Below are 20792 nucleotides of genomic sequence, written 5' to 3'. Positions count from 1 at the left end.
CTCGCTTATCCCCAAAAGGGACGTGAAGTGTGTCTTTTTGTTTTCGTGTGATCAGCTTATGTTTATCCATGAATTACGGCAGGACCTTGTTTGTACCATTCCGTGATCTGTAAGTTGTCGGTTGCTTTGAAAAAAAATTAAGGCTGTTTCGTATCGCTAATCCCGTCCTCGACCACAGAAGGCCCTTGTGGGTCAGGCAGGCTGCTATGACCGGAGCGGGCAATCAGGCGATTCTGAGCTTTGTACGTGTCCCTTGTAATCGTTTTGGATTCGACCACTTTACCGTCCAGCCTCTTGGTTCTTACCGTCTCCACAATATATCCAGGCTGTCCGTCTTGCAGCACCTGCTGTGCACCATCAGGCAGTACCGTACTGGACACATACTTTACCGGAACACTTAATGTTTCAATGGTGCGAGATTCAAGTGCATAGCTGACATTCTCGGGGAAGGTGCCGAAAAATTTCACCATCAATTGGTGATTCTTCACCTCTGCATGAATGAGTAAGGATTTTCCAGTATTATTCTTGAAGCGAAAATTGATGGCTCCCGAGGCAAAGGTGGCATCCAGTCCTTTGGGCAAATATTTGACCGGCAGGGAATGGTTGCGGCGCTCAATAATATCAAGACCCGTCAACAGCGCTGCATTATACACCGTACTGGATACCTGGCAGATTCCCCCGCCAATTCCGGGGGTGAGTCTTCCATTAACAATGACCGGGGCCTCACGAAACCCATACTCCTTTTCAGCTTGACGGACGACCTTCTCATAATCAAATGTGGCATCTGGTGGCAAGATCATGCCGTTAATCGCTTCCGCTGCTGCACTGACATTATGTATCCGGCCTTCACTACTATTGCCCAGACCCGTGGAGAACTGGATGATCTTTCGGTCAATGCCTTCCCGGCGCAGCGAATCAAGAGTTACTTCGGGTTTCAGCGTATACAGTGGTACCTGGATCAGCAATGGGGCGGGTTTCTCATCCCGGTTCAGTACACTGAAATCCCTGTGCAGCTTCGTCTGAATGATACTTGTGAGTGTATCCCAATCAATGCGGCGGACGCCCTTTTCCGGGATATACTGGACTTTGTCACTTGTGGTAATGCGGCGAACAGCGTCCGCAGGTGTACCAAAGGTTTCTTTTTCCCAGGCAGGGCTGAGATGTCCTTGGAGTGGTCTTGAGTTATAGGTCATATCGAGAGAGAACTCTTTCGGAAAATGATAACGTGCATAAGCGCGTTCCCACAGGTTACCTTCCTCCAGCTGCTGTATTGCGGACTCCAAGCTGTTAACGTTGTAACTCACCCCCACCTGAGCTGCGGTATACGACATCGTCTGGGGGTTGGGTTCAGTCACTTCAAAGGTGACAGGCCAGTCCTCCAGCTTTTGGATCTGTTCATCCAATTCATGCAATACGTTCTTACGATTCTTCCCCTCCACCAGCATCTCGCCAACATGAACGTTTTTGGGCAGGGCAGGTTGATTCACGTACATGTACAACAATCCATAAGACGCGGAGCCGATCAAGAGGATGGAGAATAGAACAATGACCGTCAAATGTATTTTTTTCATAACCGTACGCTCCTTTATACTTCGGTTGTTCCCGACTTTGTAACACTTTCTATATATATGATCCAATGCAGGAAAACTTTCGGGTACTCAATAGGTAACAAATTTGTTACAATAAACTTCATATGCATCCATGCTTCACCATTGAAACAGGAACGAAGTGGATTTTTCCCTGATGAAATTCAGGTCTTTTTAAAGGAAATGCCGGGATTGTGTCGAAATGATAATGGCTAACTATGCGAGCAGGAAGTGATGATGTGATAGAAATGCAGGACGTGTGGAAGACCTACGCCAATGGGACCCACGCATTACAAGGGGTGTCGGTGAAGATCGACCGCAATGAATTTGTTTATATCGTCGGTCCGTCCGGAGCAGGTAAATCGACATTTATGAAATTGATGTACAGAGAAGAAGTTCCGACCAAAGGACAAATATCCATTAACGGATTTAATATTGGTAAGTTGAAGCCAAGAAAGATTCCTTATGTGCGTCGTAACATCGGCGTTGTGTTCCAGGATTTTCGTCTGTTGCCACGGATGACAGCATTTGAGAATGTGGCATTTGCGATGGAAGTTATTGAAGCGCCGAAGCGTCATATCAAAAAACGGGTGATGGAAGTGCTCGACTTGGTGGGACTGCGGAGTAAGGCAAATCGTGAACCTTCACAGCTCTCGGGTGGAGAACAGCAGCGTATTGCTATTGCACGGGCTATCGTCAATAACCCGTCGGTTATTATCGCGGATGAACCTACAGGTAACCTCGATCCGGAGACGTCGTGGGGCATTATGCAACTGCTGGATGAGATTAATTTCCGGGGAACAACCATTGTTATGGCAACCCACAACAAAGATATCGTGAATACGATGCGTAAACGGGTAATCGCGATTGAACGTGGACAGATTGTACGGGATCAGATGAGAGGGGAATACGGTTATGAATTTTAGTACTCTCTTGCGCCATCTGCGGGAGGGATTCAAAAACGTATTCCGCAACGGCTGGATGTCCGTGGCCTCCATCATGTCCATCATTGTGTCGCTATTGATTCTTGGTGTGTTTATGTTACTGGTGCTCAATGTGAACTCCATGGCGAATCAGGTTGATAGCCAAGTGGAGATCAGCACGTTCCTCGAACTGAATGTGGACGAGAACCTGCGTAACACACTGGAGAAAGAAATCAGCGCGATGCCTGAAGTAAGTGAGATTCGTTTTGTTTCCAAGGAAGAAGGACTCAAGGAGTTCCGTGAGCGTCTTGGAGAGAGTGCAGATAACGTGCTTAGCGGTTTCGATGTGGACAACAACCCACTGCCGGAGACCATTGAAGTTGAGGTCATTGAACCGGAAACCGTCACTTTTGTGGCGCAAAAAATCGAAGCTTTGAACGAAAAACACCCGGAGAAGCCGATCATGAAAGTGAATTACGGCAAGGAAACGGTGGAAGTGTTGTTCAAATTTACGAAGCTTGTTCGTAATATCGGATTTATTTTTGTCGGGGGACTGGGTCTCATGTCCATGTTCCTGATCTCGAATACGATTCGCGTAACGATTCTGGCACGTCGCCGGGAGATCGGAATTATGAAGCTGGTTGGCGCAACAAATACCTTTATTCGCTGGCCTTTCTTTATTGAAGGTGCACTCATTGGATTTATTGGCTCGGTCATTACGGTTGGTGTGTTGTTTGTTGGGTACAGCCAGTTGATGAAGACGATTGGTCAGGATGTCTTCATGCAGATGCTTAACTTGATTCCGCTCGGCGAAATCTGGGGGCTGTTTGGAACACTGTTGATCGGACTTGGTGTGCTGGTAGGTATTTTGGGAAGTACACTGTCCATTCGGAAATCACTCAACGTTTAATTTTGTTTTCAACGATCGAATTGCAGAATATGTCGAAAAGAATGGTAAAGCAGGTTCATTAATGGACGCTGTTTGACGATATGTAGGAAAGACGGAGTCTTTTAAGATTGAAGAAAGCAAAGAACATGCTGTTCACCACCTGTGCAGGTTGCTTTCTTGTGAAATCATAGGATGGGGGATCATCATTTTGAAAAAAACCGCTTCGCTGCTGGCCTTTACGTTATTGGCCAGTTTGACGCTTCAACCTTCTGACGGATATGCCAAGAGTAGCATCAGCGATATTGACCAACAGATTCAGCAACTGGAGAGCAAGGCGGCTTCTGCCAAGCAGGAGCAAAAAAAAGCGGCTTCCAACAAAAAGGAAGCACAGCATTACAAGAACAAAACCAACGCTTATCTGAAGGTTGTTATGGAACAGATCAATGTCGTTAGTGATGAACTGGCGAGTGTATCCTTGCAGATCGAGAACACGGAGGAAGATCTTCGTACAACGAAAAAAGATCTGCAAGCGGCAGAAGAACGCATTGTTGCAAGGGAAAAATTGTTGGAGTCACGCGTGCGCCTGATGTATACGGACGGTGCTGTATCCTATCTGGATGTATTGTTGTCCTCTACTAGCTTCACTGACTTCCTGACCCGTGCGGATTCACTCAAAACGATTGTGGATCAGGATCAGCATCTGCTGGATGAGCACAAAGCGGACAAGCAACTTGTCGTGGACAAAAAGGCAGAATTGGATGTGCAATATGCGGAAGCCAAGAGCCTGTATGCACAGAAGAAACAGCGTAAGTCCCAATTGAATGAAAAAGAAGCGGAAAAGCAAGTGCTTCTCGCTTCATATGATGCTAAAATTGAAGAGTCAGAAGAGCTGACACAAGAGCAGGAAGATGTATTAATGCAGATTGCCAGCAAACGTTCGGCACTTCTTCAAGAGAAAAATAAATTGCGTGAACAGCAGGCGGCTGCCGCAGCCAAAGCAAAAGCCGCAGCAGCGGCTCGGGCGAAAGCTGCAGCCAAGGCGCCTACTAGAGTGAGTTCGGATAGTAGCAGTGAGGTCACGTATTCATCCGGTAATGGTATCTTCTCAAGACCGGTATCTGGAGGACGTATTTCTTCTGGATTCGGCCCCCGTACCCATCCGATTACGGGCGTAGTGGGTAAAATGCATGCCGGTGTCGATTTTGCTGTTCCTCAGGGAACTTCGGTTCATGCTGCTTCTGGCGGAATCGTGATCATGGCTGAATGGTATAGCGGTTATGGTTATACGGTTATTGTGGACCACGGCGGTGGACTATGGACGTTATATGGTCACTTGCGCGAAGGTGGATTCAAAGTCAGCAAGGGAGATACAGTAAGCAAAGGGGATACCATTGCGGAGTCAGGAAATACAGGGAACTCTACTGGACCTCACTTGCACTTTGAAGTGAGAGACAACGGTACCGCTGTAAATCCGATGAACTATTTGTAATTATTGCTCCATCGTTCGAATGGAAAAAACATATTCCGTACAAGCTAGACATATACTAAGCTGGCATGTTTAGGGAATGGATTCTGGCAACAATGGAATCTGACACGCTTCAAAACTAAAGGCGGTGACAAACGGATGATGAAGAAAAGATCGGCGCTACTGCTTGTCATTGTGGGTCTCCTTGGCGGTAGTTTACTAACCCTGGTATTAATGACGTATCCGGGAATAGCGAGCCAGGCCACACCGGGCGAAGGTTTGCTGGCCAGTGTAACCGGTAATACACAGCAGAAGAACGATTTGAAGAAGATTGAAACCGCGATGGATTTGATCTCAAGCAACTATTATAAAGATGTGGATCAGACCAAATTGATTGACGGTGCGATCAACGGCATGATGGAATCCCTTGGTGATCCGTACTCCAACTATATGGGGCAGGAAACAGCTGCTCAGTTTGAAGAGTCGATCGAAGGTTCATTTACCGGTATTGGCGCAGAGGTATCCTCACAGGATGGAAACGTTGTTGTTGTTTCCCCAATCAAAGGATCTCCTGCCGAGAAAGCGGGTATTCGTGCAAAAGACATGATTATGTCGGTCAACGGCGAATCCTTGCAAGGTTTGGAACTGAACAAGGCTGTTAACAAAATCAGAGGTCCCAAGGGCAGTGAAGCGAAGGTACAAGTTAAACGTGCTGGATCTTCCGAGCTGATTGATTTTGTGATTGTACGTGATGATATTGATCTGGAGACCGTATATGCTCACATGGAGGATGGCGGAATTGGCGTTATTGCCATTACTCAATTCTCTTTGAATACAGGTGATCGCTTCAAGGAAGAGTTGGCGAAGCTTGAGAAGCAGAACATGAAAGGTCTGGTCATCGACGTACGGAATGACCCAGGCGGTGTATTGCAAGTTGTTATTGATATTGCTGAACAGTTTGTTCCTAAAGGCAAGGTTATTGTGCAAGTTGAAGACAAGAACGGCAAAAAGGAACAAAGCAAGTCCAATGGATCAGCCAAAGCTTACCCAGTCACAGTCCTGATGAACAAAGGCAGTGCGAGTGCGTCGGAGATTTTGGCCGGTGCATTACAACAATCAGCAGGTGCTAAGTTGATTGGTGAAAACTCCTTTGGTAAAGGAACCGTACAGACGAGTTATGACAAGCAGATGGGTGACGGCAGCTTGCTGAAGATCACCATTGCCAAGTGGCTCACTCCGAACGGAGACTGGATTCATGAAAAAGGAATCAAACCGGATATTGCGGTAGACCAGCCGGATTATTTCTCGGTGGCACCGATTAACAAAGAGAAGTTACCACTGAAATATGACAGCAATAGCTCGGATGTGAAAAGTGCGCAGACGATGCTGAGAGGACTCGATTTCAAACCGGATCGTGTGGATGGATACTACGACCAGAAGACGGAAGAAGCGGTCAAGGCATTCCAGAAGCAAAAAGGCATTCAGGCTACAGGCCAGATTGACGAGAAAACCGCTGAATCACTGGAAGCGGCTCTGATTGAACGTATTGCTAATCCTCAATATGATGCACAGCTGAAACGCGCGATCGAAAATGTCTCGAAGGATATTTCGTCCGCTGTGTCGAAGCCATAAAGAAGGCTGATTTTCAGCCTTCTTTTTTTCTGAACCGGCTGAAAGAGAGGGGTGACCGACCACAATGGAATGGGTATGGCCGTGGTTAACTACATTAGGGGAAGCTTTGTTGCAGTTGTTTATTCAGCCGTTTTATTATATTGCGGTGATCCTGATTGCGCTGATCTATCATCGTCAATTACTGCAGGAGCGTAAATTGTTCCATGTTCGTTTGCAAAGCTCGATAACACAGACGATTCGGGCGGTGCTCGGAGGCATACTCATTGGTACCATCGTCTCGATTGTGTCCCTATTCCTCGGTGCACATCTTACACTGGGAAGCCTGATATGCATATGGGCTGCAACATTAATTCTATCCTTATTCCGTATCCGGTATCTGTGCTTTGCTTATGCGGCCGGGTTACTGGGTGTGTTGCAATTTGGTTTGAATCTGGCTTCAGGTTGGCAACCATCGGGTTGGATGGGCACTATCACGGAAACGCTACGTACCCTGGATATGCCTGCACTGCTTGTCCTGGCTGCCCTTCTACATATGGGTGAAGCCTTGTTGGTACGCATGCAGGGGGTATCGATGGCATCACCACTTCTCTTCGAGGGAAAACGCGGGAAACTGGTTGGGGGATATCAACTGCAGCAGTTCTGGGCCATTCCTCTACTGATTCTTGTTCCAGTCACAGGAGGTGGCGCGGAGCTGGCATGGAATCCACTGATGAATGCAGGTCATAGTTACATGCTGGTTGCGTTGCCGATTATGCTCGGATTTGGTGAGATAACGCAGAGTATGCTTCCGGGACAAAAGGTACAGATCTCATCCAAGCGGTTGATGATATACGGGGCAACTTTGCTTGTGTTCAGTTTGCTTGCTGCATGGTGGTCTCCACTCATGGTGGTTGCTGCGCTGATTGCATTTATTGGACATGAATTTCTGGTATGGTACAGCGCGTTTGAAGAGCAAAACCGCAGTCCGGTATTTGTCCATCCGCAGCATGGGTTGAAGGTATTGGCTGTTATTCCGGAGAGTCCTGCTGCAGATTTGGGGATTGAAGCAGGTGAGACATTGTACAAGGTGAATGGTAAGTTGGTTCATTCACCGGAAGAGTTACATCGTGCCCTGCGGATGAACCCGGCTTTTTGCAAACTAGAGGTTCGCAATCACCAGGGTGAAAGCAAGTTCATGCAACGAGCGATCTATGAAGGGGAGCATCATCAGCTTGGGGTCATTATGGCACCGGACAATCACGAGGTTTGGGCGATTCGGTTACGTCCACTGACGTTGTTCCATATCATCAACCTCAAATTGTTTGCCCGTCTGAAAAAACCACAAAGGGACGAAGCTCTCTTGGCGTTACCGCCAGCCCCTGTGGGCAGTGATAAAGGGTCCATAGAGATGTAACAACTAAGCATACGTGATGAAGTATGTTGCATAAATCAAGCAATGAAAAAGGTATTTCCGAGCGCCGTCACAGGCAAGGGAAATACCTTTTTTGTTACTGTTTTAACATAAAGATGGCGATTTGGGTCCGATCACGCAAGCTCAACTTACCGAGAATATCCGTGACATAGTTTTTGACGGTGCCTTCACTGAGGAACAGTTTGGCGGCAATTTCCTTATTGGACAACCCCTCCGATATGGCCTCGGCAACCGCCAGCTCCATACGAGTCAGTCCATAGGCTTCGATTGGGTTCTGTGTCAGGGGAATCGCAGCAGGACGAAGAAGGCCTGCCAATTTGCGGGCTATATCCGGATGGATTAACATATCGCCGTTATGTACGGTCTTGATGCCTTGAATTATCCGTTCGGGGGGGACGTTTTTGAGCAAATAACCGCTTGCTCCATTCTGTAATGCTTGAATAATATACTCATCGTCGTCAAAAGTAGTTAGCATGAGCACCTGGATTTCAGGAAAACGTGACTTGATGCGTTTGGTACCTTCAACTCCGTCACATTCCGGCATCCGAATATCCATTAAAACCACGTCCGCAGACGTCCCTGATTCAAGCAATTCCAACGCTTCCTGCCCATTTGAGGCCGTGCCTGTAACGAAAATGCCAGAGTCCAGTCCAAGCAACACTTTCAGGCTCTCACGAATGAAGTAATCATCGTCTGCGAGAATCAGCCGAATAAGTGGGAGCTGGCCTGAATCATTCTTGTTGTTCACATCATTACGTTCGGACATGAGAATATTCACTTCCTTTTTTCAGAGTATATCCATCTGGTTCGTTATTGGAATGCGTGTAATCACTGTATACGGATAAGCCGATTGAATCTCCAGGACTCCTCCCACCATTTGTGTGCGCAGAAGCATCCCTTCCTGTCCTATGCCGTTTCGCTTGGAAGAATGAGGATTGATTTTGCCATCATTACTTACACTCATACGGACTTCCTGATCCCCAAATACCAGCTCTACTGTGATTGAAGAAGCATTTCCGTGTCGCAGGGCATTGGTCAAGGCTTCTTTGGCATTTTTGAACAAAACAATTTGTATGCTGGGATACAGCACATGGGATGGGCCATGAACTTCATAATTTGTCTTCACGCCGGTATCTCTGCCCACTTCCTCTAGGAGACGATCCAGGGCGTAGGCTTCGGATGCATAGGAATTAGGTTGCAGTTTGTGTAGTGTGCTGCGCATATCATCCATACTATCGGCCAATTGATCGCGAATCTGTCTCACCATTTCCGTTCCTTGTTCCATATTCAGGGGAAGGGTCAGCAGGGCGGCTTCCGACATCATTTTGGTGCGGATCAGTCGATGCCCGATATCATCATGAAGCTGTCTGGAGATACGGGTACGTTCCTCTGCCTGAGCCACTCCTTCAAGTTGCTTTGTAAATAACAGCAGCTGCGCACGAGTTTCTTGTAGCTCGTAATGTTTGCTGCGAAGTTCGTCATAGACTTGTTCCAGTTGTCCGCGGCTGCTCGCCGTTCTTGATCCCTGCCAGGACAGAGCCGCTGTGATGAGCAGAAGCAGGTTGCCAAGAACCATCGCAGTTGTCTCTGGGGAGAGTAATGTAGTGGCGGTTGTATTTAGTGTGGTTAACCCTGGCTGCGGTGCCTGTGGGTCAAAATAATGCCAATGCAAAGCGAGATTGTTAGCGACAAGCTGAATTGCAAACATCAACCATCTGCGACTTCCCTCCAGTCTGTATATATACACGTAGAGCACGGATAGAGAGAGGAAAAACATAAATGGTCCATACGAAGCAATCAGCCAGCAGCTCCAGAGTATTTCGGCCAGAAGCAACAGCCATTGCTGTGTACTTGAACGGTTAAAATCTTTCCACACGGAGAGTCCAAGCGCAATGATGATATACAGGGTGTAGACGGCTTCGTTTTCCAAGGGCAGCATCAATAGGTACAGTACTGCTGGAACGATAATTAATCCGTATTGCAGAAACCGCATCGGCATATGGTTGTGACATCCTTTATATAAAAAGTGGAGTAGAAAATCTCTTGGTAATGCGCCCTTGATTATACCATAAGCAACATTCGAATCAGGAGATGACTTAAGTCACCTTCGATTCATGACTTTTTGTACCTTCGCTACAGATTGCGATCCGTTACAATAAAATTATGAAATCCAGCGGCGAAGGCCGAAACGGAAAAGGGGCGTAAAAGGGATGGGCATACTTGAAGTAGATCATGTAGTAAAACGATACGGCAGCAAGCTGTCCGTGGATCATTTGAACCTTAGTGTTGGCAAAGGCGAGATTTTTGGATTGCTTGGTCCCAATGGAGCAGGAAAAAGTACCACCATTAGCATGATTGCAGGGCTCCTTAATATGGATCAGGGTGAGATCAGATTAGATGGGATCTCGGTCAAGGAGCGACCGCTTGAAGTAAAGCGCAAGATCGGACTCGTTCCGCAGGATCTGGCTTTATACGAAACCATGTCTGCTGCGGAGAATGTGACCTTTTTTGCCAGACTGTATGGACTGCGTGGAAAATTGCTTAAGGAAAGAGTGCAGGAGTCCCTTGAATTTGTAGGGTTGCAGGATAAAGCAAAAGATGCCCCCTCGACTTTCTCTGGCGGTATGAAACGCAGGTTAAACATCGCATGTGCGATTACACATCGCCCGGATCTCATTATTATGGATGAACCTACAGTTGGGATTGATCCGCAATCTCGGAATCATATTCTTGAATCGGTACGGACACTCAACAAGATGGGTTCAACGATCATATATACAAGTCATTACATGGAGGAAGTGGCGGCGATTAGTCACCGGGTTGCGATTATGGATCAGGGACGAATCATTGCCTATGGGACTGAAGCAGAGCTGAGAGAACGGGTAGCATCGGAGGAAAAAGTAGTGCTTTCCACTTCCGGTATCGGTCCCGACGTCGTGGAAGAACTGAAACTTCACCCCCGCGTACGGATGGTAGACGTTTCAGAGAATACACTGACCATTACGCTGCCTTCGGCACAGCAGGATCTGCAGGATCTGCTCTTCATTTGCAGCAAACATGAAGTAGCCATTCAGTCGCTCAAGGTCGAAGAGCCAGATCTGGAAACATTGTTCCTCAATCTGACCGGGCGTACGCTTCGGGACTAGGGGGAACAATAGATGAATATATGGCATATTTGCATCTTTGAATTAAGGCGTATTCTTAAGATTCGATCTGTGGTGTTAAACCTGTTTATTTTGCCGTTGTTACTGATTTTTATATTGGGCACGGCACTTTCCAGTACGATGGGTACGGCGGATGATGTTATTCCAGATACTGTACGTGTGGGAATCATCCATTTGAGTACTGAATCTGGTGGAGGATCAAGTACGGTTAATCAAGCACTGGATTCATTCGTTGAATCCCCGGAAGTGGCTGAGATGGTCAAGGTGCAGAACTTTACAACTGAAGAAGAGGCCGTTCATTCGCTGCGTACCGACAAGCTGGACTTTGCTGTAATGATTCCTTCGGATTTTGAGCAAAACGTGATGATGGGGAAAGAGGCCAGGTTACAGTGGATACGAGGAAAGGACAACACACTTAATACCTTGGGTGAAACTTTGTTCACACGTTTTACGGATGAATGGAATCGACAGATGGCGATTACCAAAGTGCTCGGTCCGGAAGTAATTGCTGCCATGTCCTCTGCTTCGGAGTCTGGTACGGCGAATTCAACCTCCATTGCTGTCACTAATCCCGGTAAGACAGGTACGGCGTATAGTGCCTCCCAATACTATGCAGCTTCCATGCTGGCAATGTTCATGTTGTACTCAGGCATGACAACCAGTACCAGCCTTTTTGGAGAGCGTGATAACAAAACGTTAATTCGCCTTCAGGCTGCGCCTATAGGTAATGGAGTTATTTTCGCTGGCAAAATTGCAGGTAATAGTCTGCTCGCTTTCTTACAAGCAACAACGATCATCCTTATGACATATTGGCTCTACGGTGTGGATTGGGGAACCCATCCTTGGTATATTGTGCTGACTTGTGTATGCATCACATTGGCATCCATGACTCTTGGCGTAATCGTGGCATTGGTATGCAAAAGCACAGCATCGGCCAGTGCAACCTTACAAGGTATCATCGTTGCCATGACATTCATCAGCGGTGGGTTCATGCCCATTCCGATTGATTTTGTACAACGGCTTAGCCAATTTACGGTTAACCACTGGGCGCTCCAAAGTTTTCTGAGAATGATGCTGGATGCACCTGTAGCTGAGATCCTGTATAACATTCTAATGTTAGGCGTAGTATGCGCTGTATTACTGCTCATCTCAGGATTGATCTATAGAAAGGCAGGATACCGATATGAATAGTCTACACATCGCCTGGTTGATGATTAGACGTACACTTGGCCGTAAAATGGGCTTCATTACGTTTCTGCTTCTGCCTTGCCTGGTGGTTACAGGAGCGGTTGCTCTTTTTGGAAGCGAGCAGATTGCACGTACTGTTATTCCCTATGTGAATGAGGATGGAGGGGTGGCGGGGACATGGATGATTCATGAACTTGCTGACAAGGAGGAGTATCTGCTCAAACCGATGACAAACGAAGCAGAAGTGAAGGAAGCCATCGCTCAGCAAAAAGGAAGTTCTGGCATCATCATTCCGGCACATTATACGGAGGATCTGTTACAAGGAAAGCCAACCGAAATTCAATTGGTGGAACTGCGTATGAGTGAAAGTTCCTATACCCTACGAGCAGCAGTTGAAGGTTTGACGAGCGGATTGTTACAATCTGCTTCAGCTGTTAAGGTGGCAACAGGTCCTGTCTCAAGTGAGACAGATATACTATCGAGTACACAGAAGCCATTTGAACGGCTTTTACAGGAGATAGGAAAACATCAAGTCGCTGGTGAAGTCACCGATCTGCAGATCTATCCCAAGCCAGGCCTGAACAATGTGACTGGATTTACAATCATGTTTATGATGGGGCTGTTGACCAGTGCAGTGGCTATGATAATGGAAGATCGCAGGAAACGTACGATGGCCAGAGTATATACGGCACCCGTCCGTGCATATGAGATTGCGCTTGGTAACTTCCTCGGTAGCTTTGTCATTGGCATGATTCAGATTGTTCTCGTTTTGGGAGTCAGCAGGTGGCTACTGCATTATGATGCCGGTATTCCTTTTGGCATTCATTTCATCATCTTGGCCGCATTCATGCTGGTTTCCATGGGGATCGCGAGTACCGTGGCAGGTTTAATCCGTAATCCCAAAAATGCCAACATGCTGAATTCACTTGTCATTATGCCAACCTGCATGATAGGTGGTTGTTTCTGGCCGATCTCGTTGATGCCGGATTATATGCAAAAGCTCGCCAACTTTGTTCCACAGAAATGGGCCATTCAGGCAGTGGAGACGATCTCTGCTGGCGGTACATTGTCGGATATCACATTGCCACTATTGATTTTGTTTGGCATGGCTACCATTTTACTGACTGTTGGCTCTGCGATTCTACGCCCTAGCCAGCCAGGAGTAGAGGCATAAGGTAATACGACATAAAAGAAAGCACGCTCTGCTGAATTGAATTCAGTTAGAGCGTGCTTTCTTTGCATAAGGAATGATGCATTATGTGAGATATTGATGATTAAGGTTGGAGTTGACGCAGGACCGTTATTTCAACCCGACGGTTCTTTTGTCTTCCGGCCGCTGTGGTGTTGTCACCCGTTGGGCGAGTATCCGCATATCCGGCATACTGGAATCCGTCCGGGTTAAGTTTCTCTGTATCCAGAAAAAATCGTAATACAGACAGTGCACGTTCCCCGGAAAGCTGCCAGTTATCGGTATAGGCGGAGTTTGCTCCCACAGGAACATTATCGGTGTGACCCTCAATGCTGACAACGGTGTTCAGATCACGGAACAGGCTGGCAAGTTTACTTAGCGTTGGTGCTGCACCGTCCTTTAGAGCGGCCTGTCCCTGATCAAACAGGAAGCGGTCACTAAGTGTAATGGATAGGCCCTGTGGCTTGTCCGCAACAAAAATCTGATTTTCCAGTTTATTATCCTCGATATATTGGGTAATCACATTGAACAGATTTTGCAATTCCTGCTCCTGTGATCTGAACTGTTCTTCCCGTTCTGTGAGGGGCTTGTTGTCATTATCTGGTGTTGCAGTCCCGGAATCGGAAGGGTTTCCTTCACCATCTGAAGGATCTTCACCCTGCACCTCGGATGGTGGAGTCTCTGTAATCGTTTGACCGGGTTTCTCACCGAGTCCCTCACCAAGCTCAAGGATTGAGTCGGACGCATTAAATGTATTTTGTAACGATTGAGTAACGACGTCATATTTACCGGAATCCAGATTGCTCATGGCATACATGATGACAAAAAAGATCAAAAGCAGAGTTATGAGATCGGCATAAGTAATCATCCAGCGATCCCGATGATCGATAGTTTCACGTTTTCCGCGCCGTTTACTGCGCCGACTCATCCAATCCCTCCTTTGCTAGGGGGCGTATATGCTGACGATGCGTAAGGGTGAAGGACTCCAGTCTTTTGCGTACAAGCTGAGGATTCTCACCGTTCTGAATGGCAAGTACACCTTCGAGAAGCATTTCCATGGTCTGTACTTCATCGGCACCTCTGGATTTGATCTTAGAGGCAATGGGCAAAAAGATAAGATTGGCACTGGCGACCCCATACAGGGTTGCGGTAAAGGCAACAGCAATGGCAGGTCCGAGTCCGGTTGGATCGGTCAAACTGCCAAGTACCTGAATAAGTCCCATCACGGTTCCGATGATCCCCATGGTTGGAGCGTACCCACCAGCGGATTCAAATATTTTGGCGTAACCCTCATGTTTTTGTTCAATGGAATCAATCTCCATCTCCAGGATCTGGCGAACCACATCCTGATCGGTACCATCAACAACCATCTGGATACCGTCTTGCAAAAATGGATGCGGATGATCCATAACCTTGCGTTCCAATGCAAGTACACCTGAGCGGCGTGCGATTGAAGACATCTCCACCAGTTCTTCAACCCACAAGCCTGAATCATTATTGTTACGTCCAAAAGCCATACGCAGGGCAGCTGGAATCGTACGAAGGCGATGCGCCGGGAAACTGGCAACCACAGCAGCAATCGTTCCACCGAATACAATTAAAGCAGCCGTTTTTTGCAGGAGACCAGACAATTGGCCGCCTTCCCACAAAAAACCGCTAATGACTGCGGCAATTCCGGCAATAATACCGATAAGTGTCGCAATATCCATAAATTAACCCACTCCTATCTTCATTTCACGTTTGCATCACTAAAACGAACGAGGTATAATTAAACGGGAACAAATATTCCTATTACTATAAGTTTTCCCATATGAAAATTCGGGGAACTTCGACAATATATAGTGACTATTATTTTAGACGATAGGGTGAGATACGGCAATGAGCGATATTATAATGAGCGACAAAACGTTCGAAATCGAGTCAGAGTTTTCTCCCCAAGGTGATCAGCCTGCAGCCATTATAGAATTGGTGAAGGGTGTTCAGGAGGGGAAGAGATACCAGACACTGCTGGGTGCAACGGGTACGGGTAAGACGTTTACGATAGCCCAGACGATAGCCCAACTGCAACGTCCGACGCTGATTATTGCACACAATAAAACGTTGGCAGCGCAGCTTGCAAGTGAGTTCAAAGATTTTTTTCCTAATAACATGGTTGAGTATTTCGTCAGTTATTACGATTATTTTCAGCCAGAAGCATATATCCCGTCCTCCGATACGTATATCGAGAAGGATTCAAGTATTAATGAAGAGATCGACAAACTGCGGCACGCAGCGACAAGTTCGTTGTTTGAGCGCAGGGACGTCATCATTGTAGCGAGTGTTTCCTGCATTTATGGTTTGGGTTCACCGCACTCGTATTCAAGCATGTTGCTGTCACTTCGGGTAGGCATGGAGAAACCGCGCAATCAGATTTTGTCTCGTCTGGTAGAGATCCAGTATCAGCGGAACGATATTAACTTTGTGCGGGGTACGTTCCGTGTTCGTGGGGATGTTGTTGAGATTTTCCCTGCCTCGAAGGGTGAACATGCAATTCGGGTTGAATTGTTTGGTGATGAGATCGAGAAAATTACGGAGATTGATGTGTTAACCGGAGAACTGATTGGTGAACGTGAACATATTGCCATCTTCCCGGCGTCTCACTTCGTAACGCAAGAAGAGACGATGAAGGTTGCGCTGGTGAACATTGAGCGTGAACTCGAGGAGCGTCTTGAGGTGTTGCGTGAACAGGGGAAACTGCTGGAGGCTCAGCGACTGGAGCAGCGCACACGGTACGATATCGAGATGATGAAGGAAGTTGGATTCTGTTCGGGGATTGAGAACTATTCCGGTCCGCTGACTTTCCGCGAACGTGGCGATACCCCATACACACTGATGGATTACTTCCCGGATGACATGTTGATCGTGGTTGATGAGTCTCACGTGACTCTGCCACAGATCCGTGCGATGTATAATGGTGACCAAGCGCGGAAGACGGTATTGGTTGAGCACGGTTTCCGTCTGCCATCAGCGCTGGATAATCGTCCACTCAAATTCGAAGAATTCGAAGGCAAGATGGATCAGATCATCTATGTATCGGCTACACCAGGCCCGTATGAGATCGAGCATACCGATACGATGGTGCAACAGATTATCCGTCCAACCGGTCTGCTTGATCCAATTATCGAACTGCGTCCAACAAAGGGACAGATCGATGACTTGATCGGTGAGATTAACGACCGGATTGCAAAAGACGAGCGTGTGTTGATTACAACATTAACGAAGAAGATGTCCGAGGACCTGACGGATTATCTGAAGGAAGTTGGCATCAAGGTTCGTTATCTGCACTCTGAGATCAAGACGTTGGAACGGATGGCGATTTTACGTGATTTAAGGTTGGGCGTGTTCCATGTCCTGATCGGAATCAACTTGCTCCGGGAAGGTCTCGATCTGCCGGAAGTATCCCTCGTCGCTATATTGGATGCCGATAAGGAAGGATTCCTGCGTTCCGAACGCTCACTGATCCAAACGATTGGTCGTGCGGCACGGAACAGCGAGGGTCGCGTTATTCTATACGGTGACAAAGTGACGGATTCGATGGATAAAGCAATAAAGGAAACAGAGCGTCGTCGTGCAATCCAGATCGAGTACAACGAGAAACATGGGATTACACCACAGACGATTCGTAAAAAAGTGCGTGATGTAATAGAGGCAACCAAAGTTGCCGAATCCAAGAAAGACTATCTCACAGGCGCAGCCGAGAAGATGTCGAAGAAAGATCGCCAGGCACTTATTCAGCGCCTAGAGGTAGAGATGAAAGACGCAGCCAAAAACCTGCAGTTTGAGCGTGCTGCCGAGCTTCGCGATGCGTTGCTGGAACTTCGCGCTGAATAAGATACTGCTCATTCATATGCTCCAGTTAAGATGGATCTGTAACAAGAGAACGGCCAATTGGCCGTTCTCTTGTTGAGTAAGGAAATCGTTGATATCTACCGATAATAAGAGATGTTGAAATCTTGAAATCAAGTCTATACTGATAGAAATGTTGAAATTGGTTAAAAGGTTTATAGGAAAGCAATTGGGAGTCGAGAGTGCCCCAGTGTTGACCTCGGAGCCGAGCCGAAGGCAATGGCGACCTGACGCGACCAGGGCGAAGCCGAGAGCGCACCCTCGCAGTAGAGCGGCCGTATAAGGTTCCGGCAATGAGCCGGAACCTTATACGGAGCCGCGGGCACACGACAACCCTTCACATAGCAAGACCCGACCCCTCACCGTTGCACCGCTTGTTTCGGGTGTCCAGAGGGCTGCGCCCTCTGGGGCCCTCCCTTGGAAGGGAGGGTTTGGGAGGGATCGAAAGGCCTTTAAAGGTTTGGATTAACACACTGAGAGGATGAATACTATTGGCGAGCGATAACATTGTCATTAAAGGCGCACGAGCGCATAACCTGAAAAATATAGACATTACCATCCCACGTGACCGCTTTGTTGTATTGACCGGCCTGAGTGGCTCAGGCAAGTCCTCGCTGGCTTTTGACACGATCTATGCCGAAGGACAGCGGCGTTATGTAGAATCATTGTCAGCTTACGCACGGCAGTTTCTGGGACAGATGGAGAAACCGGATGTGGATTCCATCGAAGGATTATCTCCTGCCATTTCAATAGATCAGAAAACAACAAGCCGTAACCCACGTTCCACAGTAGGAACCGTGACCGAAATTTATGATTACCTGCGTCTGTTGTTTGCACGTGTGGGCCATCCACATTGTCCGGACCATGGCGTGGAGATCAGCTCCCAAACCGTAGAACAAATGGTTGACCGCATTATGCAATATCCAGAGCGTACCCGGTTGCAGATTTTGGCACCCATTATCTCGGGCCGTAAGGGTGAGCACAAAAGTGTATTTGCTGATGTATCCAAGCAGGGCTTTGTCCGTGTACGGGTGAACGGGGAACTGCGTGACCTGTCAGAAGATATTCAATTGGAGAAAAATAAAAAGCATACCATTGAAGTCGTTGTTGACCGGATTGTTGTTAAAGATGATGTACAGGCGCGTCTGGCCGACTCTATTGAAACAGCACTAAATCTGTCTGGTGGACAACTCCTTGTGGACATTATGGGCGAAGAAGAGCTGCGCTTCAGTTCCAACTTTGCCTGCCCGGTGTGCGGATTCAGTATTGAAGAGCTTGCACCACGGATGTTCTCATTTAACAGTCCTTTCGGGGCTTGCCCGGATTGTGATGGGTTAGGTGTCAAAATGATCGTTGACCCTGATCTGCTGGTACCAGATCGGACTAAGACCATCGAAGATGGAGCTTTTGATGCTTGGACAGGTGGTACATCCACCTATTATCCGCAGTTCCTGAAGTCGGTATGTGAGCACTTCAACATTCCGCAAAATGTACCTGTCGAAGATCTGCCAGCTGAGCAGATGAACAAGTTGTTGCAGGGTACAGGTACGGAGAAAATCCGTTTCCGCTATGAGAATGATTTTGGACAACGTAAGGAAGCACTGGTTACCTTTGAAGGTATCGTGAATAACCTGGAGCGTCGCTACCGGGATACAGCATCTGAAGGTATCCGTGAGTTTATTGAGGGTTACATGAGTGCGAAGCCTTGTGGTACATGTAAAGGTCAGCGTCTGAAACGGGAAAGTCTCGCAGTTACGATTAATGATCACAACATGGCGTATGTGACTAGTTTGTCCATTGGTGAAGCTGGCCGATTCTTCGATTCATTGGAATTGAGTGAGAAAGAGCAGACGATTGCCAAACTTATTCTGAAAGAAATCAACAGCCGTCTAGGCTTCCTCGTGAATGTCGGTCTGGATTACCTTACACTGAGTCGTGCTGCCGGAACATTGTCCGGTGGGGAAGCCCAGCGGATCAGACTGGCTACACAGATTGGTTCCAGCCTGATGGGTGTGCTGTATATTCTGGATGAGCCAAGTATCGGTCTGCATCAACGGGATAATGACCGCCTGATTTCAACCCTTGCGCATATGCGGGATATTGGTAACACATTGATCGTGGTTGAACATGATGAGGACACGATGATGGCTGCCGACTATATTATTGATATTGGCCCGGGTGCAGGTATCCACGGAGGTACCATTATGTCACAGGGTACACCGGAGGAGATCATGAACGATGAGAACTCATTAACCGGTCAATATCTGAGTGGTCGCAAATTCATTCCTATTCGTGCAGAACGTAGAAGTGTAGGAGACCGCTGGTTGGAAGTACGCGGAGCCAAAGAAAATAACCTGAAGAATCTGAATGTGAAGATTCCTGTAGGTGTATTTACTGCGGTAACAGGTGTGTCTGGCTCAGGTAAATCCACATTGATCAATGAGATCCTCTACAAAACGCTGGCACGTGATCTGAACCGTGCTCGGGTGCGCCCGGGTCAACATAAAGAGATTCGTGGTCTGGAACATATCGATAAAGTTATCGATATTGACCAGTCGCCAATCGGGCGGACACCACGTTCCAACCCGGCTACGTACACAGGTGTCTTTGATGATATTCGGGATCTGTTTGCTCAGACGAACGAAGCCAAAGTACGTGGATACAAGAAAGGCCGATTCAGCTTTAATATCAAAGGTGGACGTTGTGAAGCCTGCCGTGGAGACGGTATTATCAAAATCGAGATGCACTTCTTGCCGGACGTTTATGTCCCTTGTGAAGTCTGCAAAGGCAAACGATACAACCGGGAAACACTTGAAGTGAAATATAAAAACAGAAATATTTCCGATGTGCTGGAAATGACGGTTGAAGATGCAACCCAATTCTTCGAGAACATTCCGAAGATCCATCGCAAAATGCAGACGCTGATGGATGTGGGATTGGGTTATATCAACCTGGGACAACCTGCAACCACATTGTCTGGTGGTGAAGCCCAGCGTGTGAAGCTCGCTTCCGAGCTGTATCGCCGCAGTACAGGGAAAACCATCTACATCCTCGATGAGCCGACTACCGGTTTGCATGTCGATGATATCGACCGTTTGCTGAACGTATTACACCGTCTGGTTGATTCCGGGGAATCGGTGTTGGTGATTGAGCATAACCTGGATGTGATCAAAACGGCAGACTATGTTGTTGATCTGGGTCCAGAAGGCGGTAGCGGTGGAGGAACCATTGTTGCAACTGGAACACCTGAGGATATCATCAAAGTGGAAGCTTCCTATACAGGCAAGTACTTGAAGCCGGTTCTGGAGCGGGATACCGAGCGGAGCAAGGCACTGCAATTAGTAGACTAAGGTCCTCTAACCAGTAGTTATATCAATATGAAGTGGCAGTATTGGCCCTTCTTTTCGAAAAGGTAAAGACGTTGGATTACGATCTGATGTGCTCTACTTCCGAGAAGAAG

Annotated in this window: 15 protein-coding genes; 10 read left to right on the top strand and 5 right to left on the bottom strand. The window is 47.4% G+C overall.

Annotated elements, in window-relative coordinates; genetic code table 11:
• Positions 1-137: 137 nt before the first annotated feature.
• The gene (locus V6668_RS27165) at positions 138-1571 is read right to left on the bottom strand and encodes a VanW family protein (RefSeq protein ID WP_076319185.1); all 1434 of its coding nucleotides are present in this window, start codon (positions 1569-1571) and stop codon (positions 138-140) included.
• A gap of 254 nt (positions 1572-1825) precedes the next feature.
• Here V6668_RS27165 and ftsE point away from each other — a divergent pair, with 254 nt between their 5' ends.
• The 5 genes from ftsE to V6668_RS27140 all read left to right on the top strand — a co-directional run bounded on the left by ftsE (position 1826) and on the right by V6668_RS27140 (position 7888).
• On the top strand, positions 1826-2512 hold the full coding sequence (gene ftsE, locus V6668_RS27160; RefSeq protein ID WP_024631580.1) for a cell division ATP-binding protein FtsE: 687 nt from the start codon (positions 1826-1828) through the stop codon (positions 2510-2512).
• Positions 2502-3419 carry a permease-like cell division protein FtsX gene (ftsX, locus tag V6668_RS27155; RefSeq protein WP_047840643.1) on the top strand — a complete coding sequence of 306 codons (918 nt, stop codon included), beginning with the start codon at positions 2502-2504 and terminating at the stop codon, positions 3417-3419. The genes ftsE and ftsX overlap by 11 nt, the downstream gene beginning before the upstream one ends.
• 187 nt (positions 3420-3606) lie before the next feature.
• The gene (locus tag V6668_RS27150) at positions 3607-4887 is read left to right on the top strand and encodes a murein hydrolase activator EnvC family protein (protein ID WP_036612408.1); all 1281 of its coding nucleotides are present in this window, start codon (positions 3607-3609) and stop codon (positions 4885-4887) included.
• Between the two features lie 135 nt (positions 4888-5022).
• Positions 5023-6495, top strand: coding sequence for a S41 family peptidase (locus V6668_RS27145; protein WP_076254092.1), 1473 nt, complete (start codon positions 5023-5025; stop codon positions 6493-6495).
• Positions 6496-6559: 64 nt separating this feature from the next.
• Positions 6560-7888, top strand: coding sequence for a PDZ domain-containing protein (locus V6668_RS27140; RefSeq protein WP_076319184.1), 1329 nt, complete (start codon positions 6560-6562; stop codon positions 7886-7888).
• Positions 7889-7982: 94 nt separating this feature from the next.
• On the opposite strand, the gene V6668_RS27135 is transcribed toward V6668_RS27140, so the two are convergent.
• Entirely contained in the window at positions 7983-8672 is a 690-nt protein-coding gene (locus V6668_RS27135; RefSeq protein ID WP_076319183.1) for a response regulator transcription factor, read from the bottom strand.
• Between the two features lie 21 nt (positions 8673-8693).
• The gene (locus tag V6668_RS27130) at positions 8694-9905 is read right to left on the bottom strand and encodes a sensor histidine kinase (RefSeq protein ID WP_076319182.1); all 1212 of its coding nucleotides are present in this window, start codon (positions 9903-9905) and stop codon (positions 8694-8696) included.
• 211 nt (positions 9906-10116) lie between these two features.
• Between V6668_RS27130 and V6668_RS27125 the strand changes: the two genes are divergently transcribed.
• From V6668_RS27125 to V6668_RS27115, 3 genes are read left to right on the top strand one after another with little or no spacing between them, the layout of a single operon-like run.
• The gene (locus V6668_RS27125; protein ID WP_076319181.1) at positions 10117-11052 is read left to right on the top strand and encodes an ABC transporter ATP-binding protein; all 936 of its coding nucleotides are present in this window, start codon (positions 10117-10119) and stop codon (positions 11050-11052) included.
• Positions 11053-11064: 12 nt separating this feature from the next.
• Positions 11065-12261: an ABC transporter permease gene (locus tag V6668_RS27120; RefSeq protein WP_338707144.1), complete on the top strand. Its 1197-nt coding sequence runs from the start codon at positions 11065-11067 to the stop codon at positions 12259-12261.
• Positions 12254-13432, top strand: a complete 1179-nt coding sequence (locus V6668_RS27115; RefSeq protein WP_338707143.1) for an ABC transporter permease — start codon at positions 12254-12256, stop codon at positions 13430-13432. Before V6668_RS27120 ends, V6668_RS27115 begins: the two co-directional genes overlap by 8 nt.
• A 100-nt stretch (positions 13433-13532) precedes the next feature.
• On the opposite strand, the gene V6668_RS27110 is transcribed toward V6668_RS27115, so the two are convergent.
• Together V6668_RS27110 and V6668_RS27105 are read right to left on the bottom strand one after the other, a co-directional pair.
• Complete coding sequence (locus tag V6668_RS27110; protein WP_338707142.1) at positions 13533-14375, bottom strand: flagellar motor protein MotB; 843 nt, start codon at positions 14373-14375, stop codon at positions 13533-13535.
• On the bottom strand, positions 14359-15156 hold the full coding sequence (locus V6668_RS27105; protein WP_036612388.1) for a flagellar motor protein: 798 nt from the start codon (positions 15154-15156) through the stop codon (positions 14359-14361). The genes V6668_RS27110 and V6668_RS27105 overlap by 17 nt, the downstream gene beginning before the upstream one ends.
• 169 nt (positions 15157-15325) lie before the next feature.
• Here V6668_RS27105 and uvrB point away from each other — a divergent pair, with 169 nt between their 5' ends.
• Positions 15326-17317, top strand: a complete 1992-nt coding sequence (gene uvrB, locus V6668_RS27100) for an excinuclease ABC subunit UvrB (protein WP_338707140.1) — start codon at positions 15326-15328, stop codon at positions 17315-17317.
• Positions 17318-17823: 506 nt separating this feature from the next.
• Complete coding sequence (gene uvrA / locus V6668_RS27095; protein ID WP_036667714.1) at positions 17824-20682, top strand: excinuclease ABC subunit UvrA; 2859 nt, start codon at positions 17824-17826, stop codon at positions 20680-20682.
• Positions 20683-20792: the final 110 nt, after the last annotated feature.

Source organism: Paenibacillus amylolyticus (assembly GCF_036894225.1).
GTDB lineage: Bacteria > Bacillota > Bacilli > Paenibacillales > Paenibacillaceae > Paenibacillus > Paenibacillus amylolyticus.
Note: the sequence above shows the minus strand (reverse complement) of the source record. Positions and strands in the feature narration are given on the sequence as shown.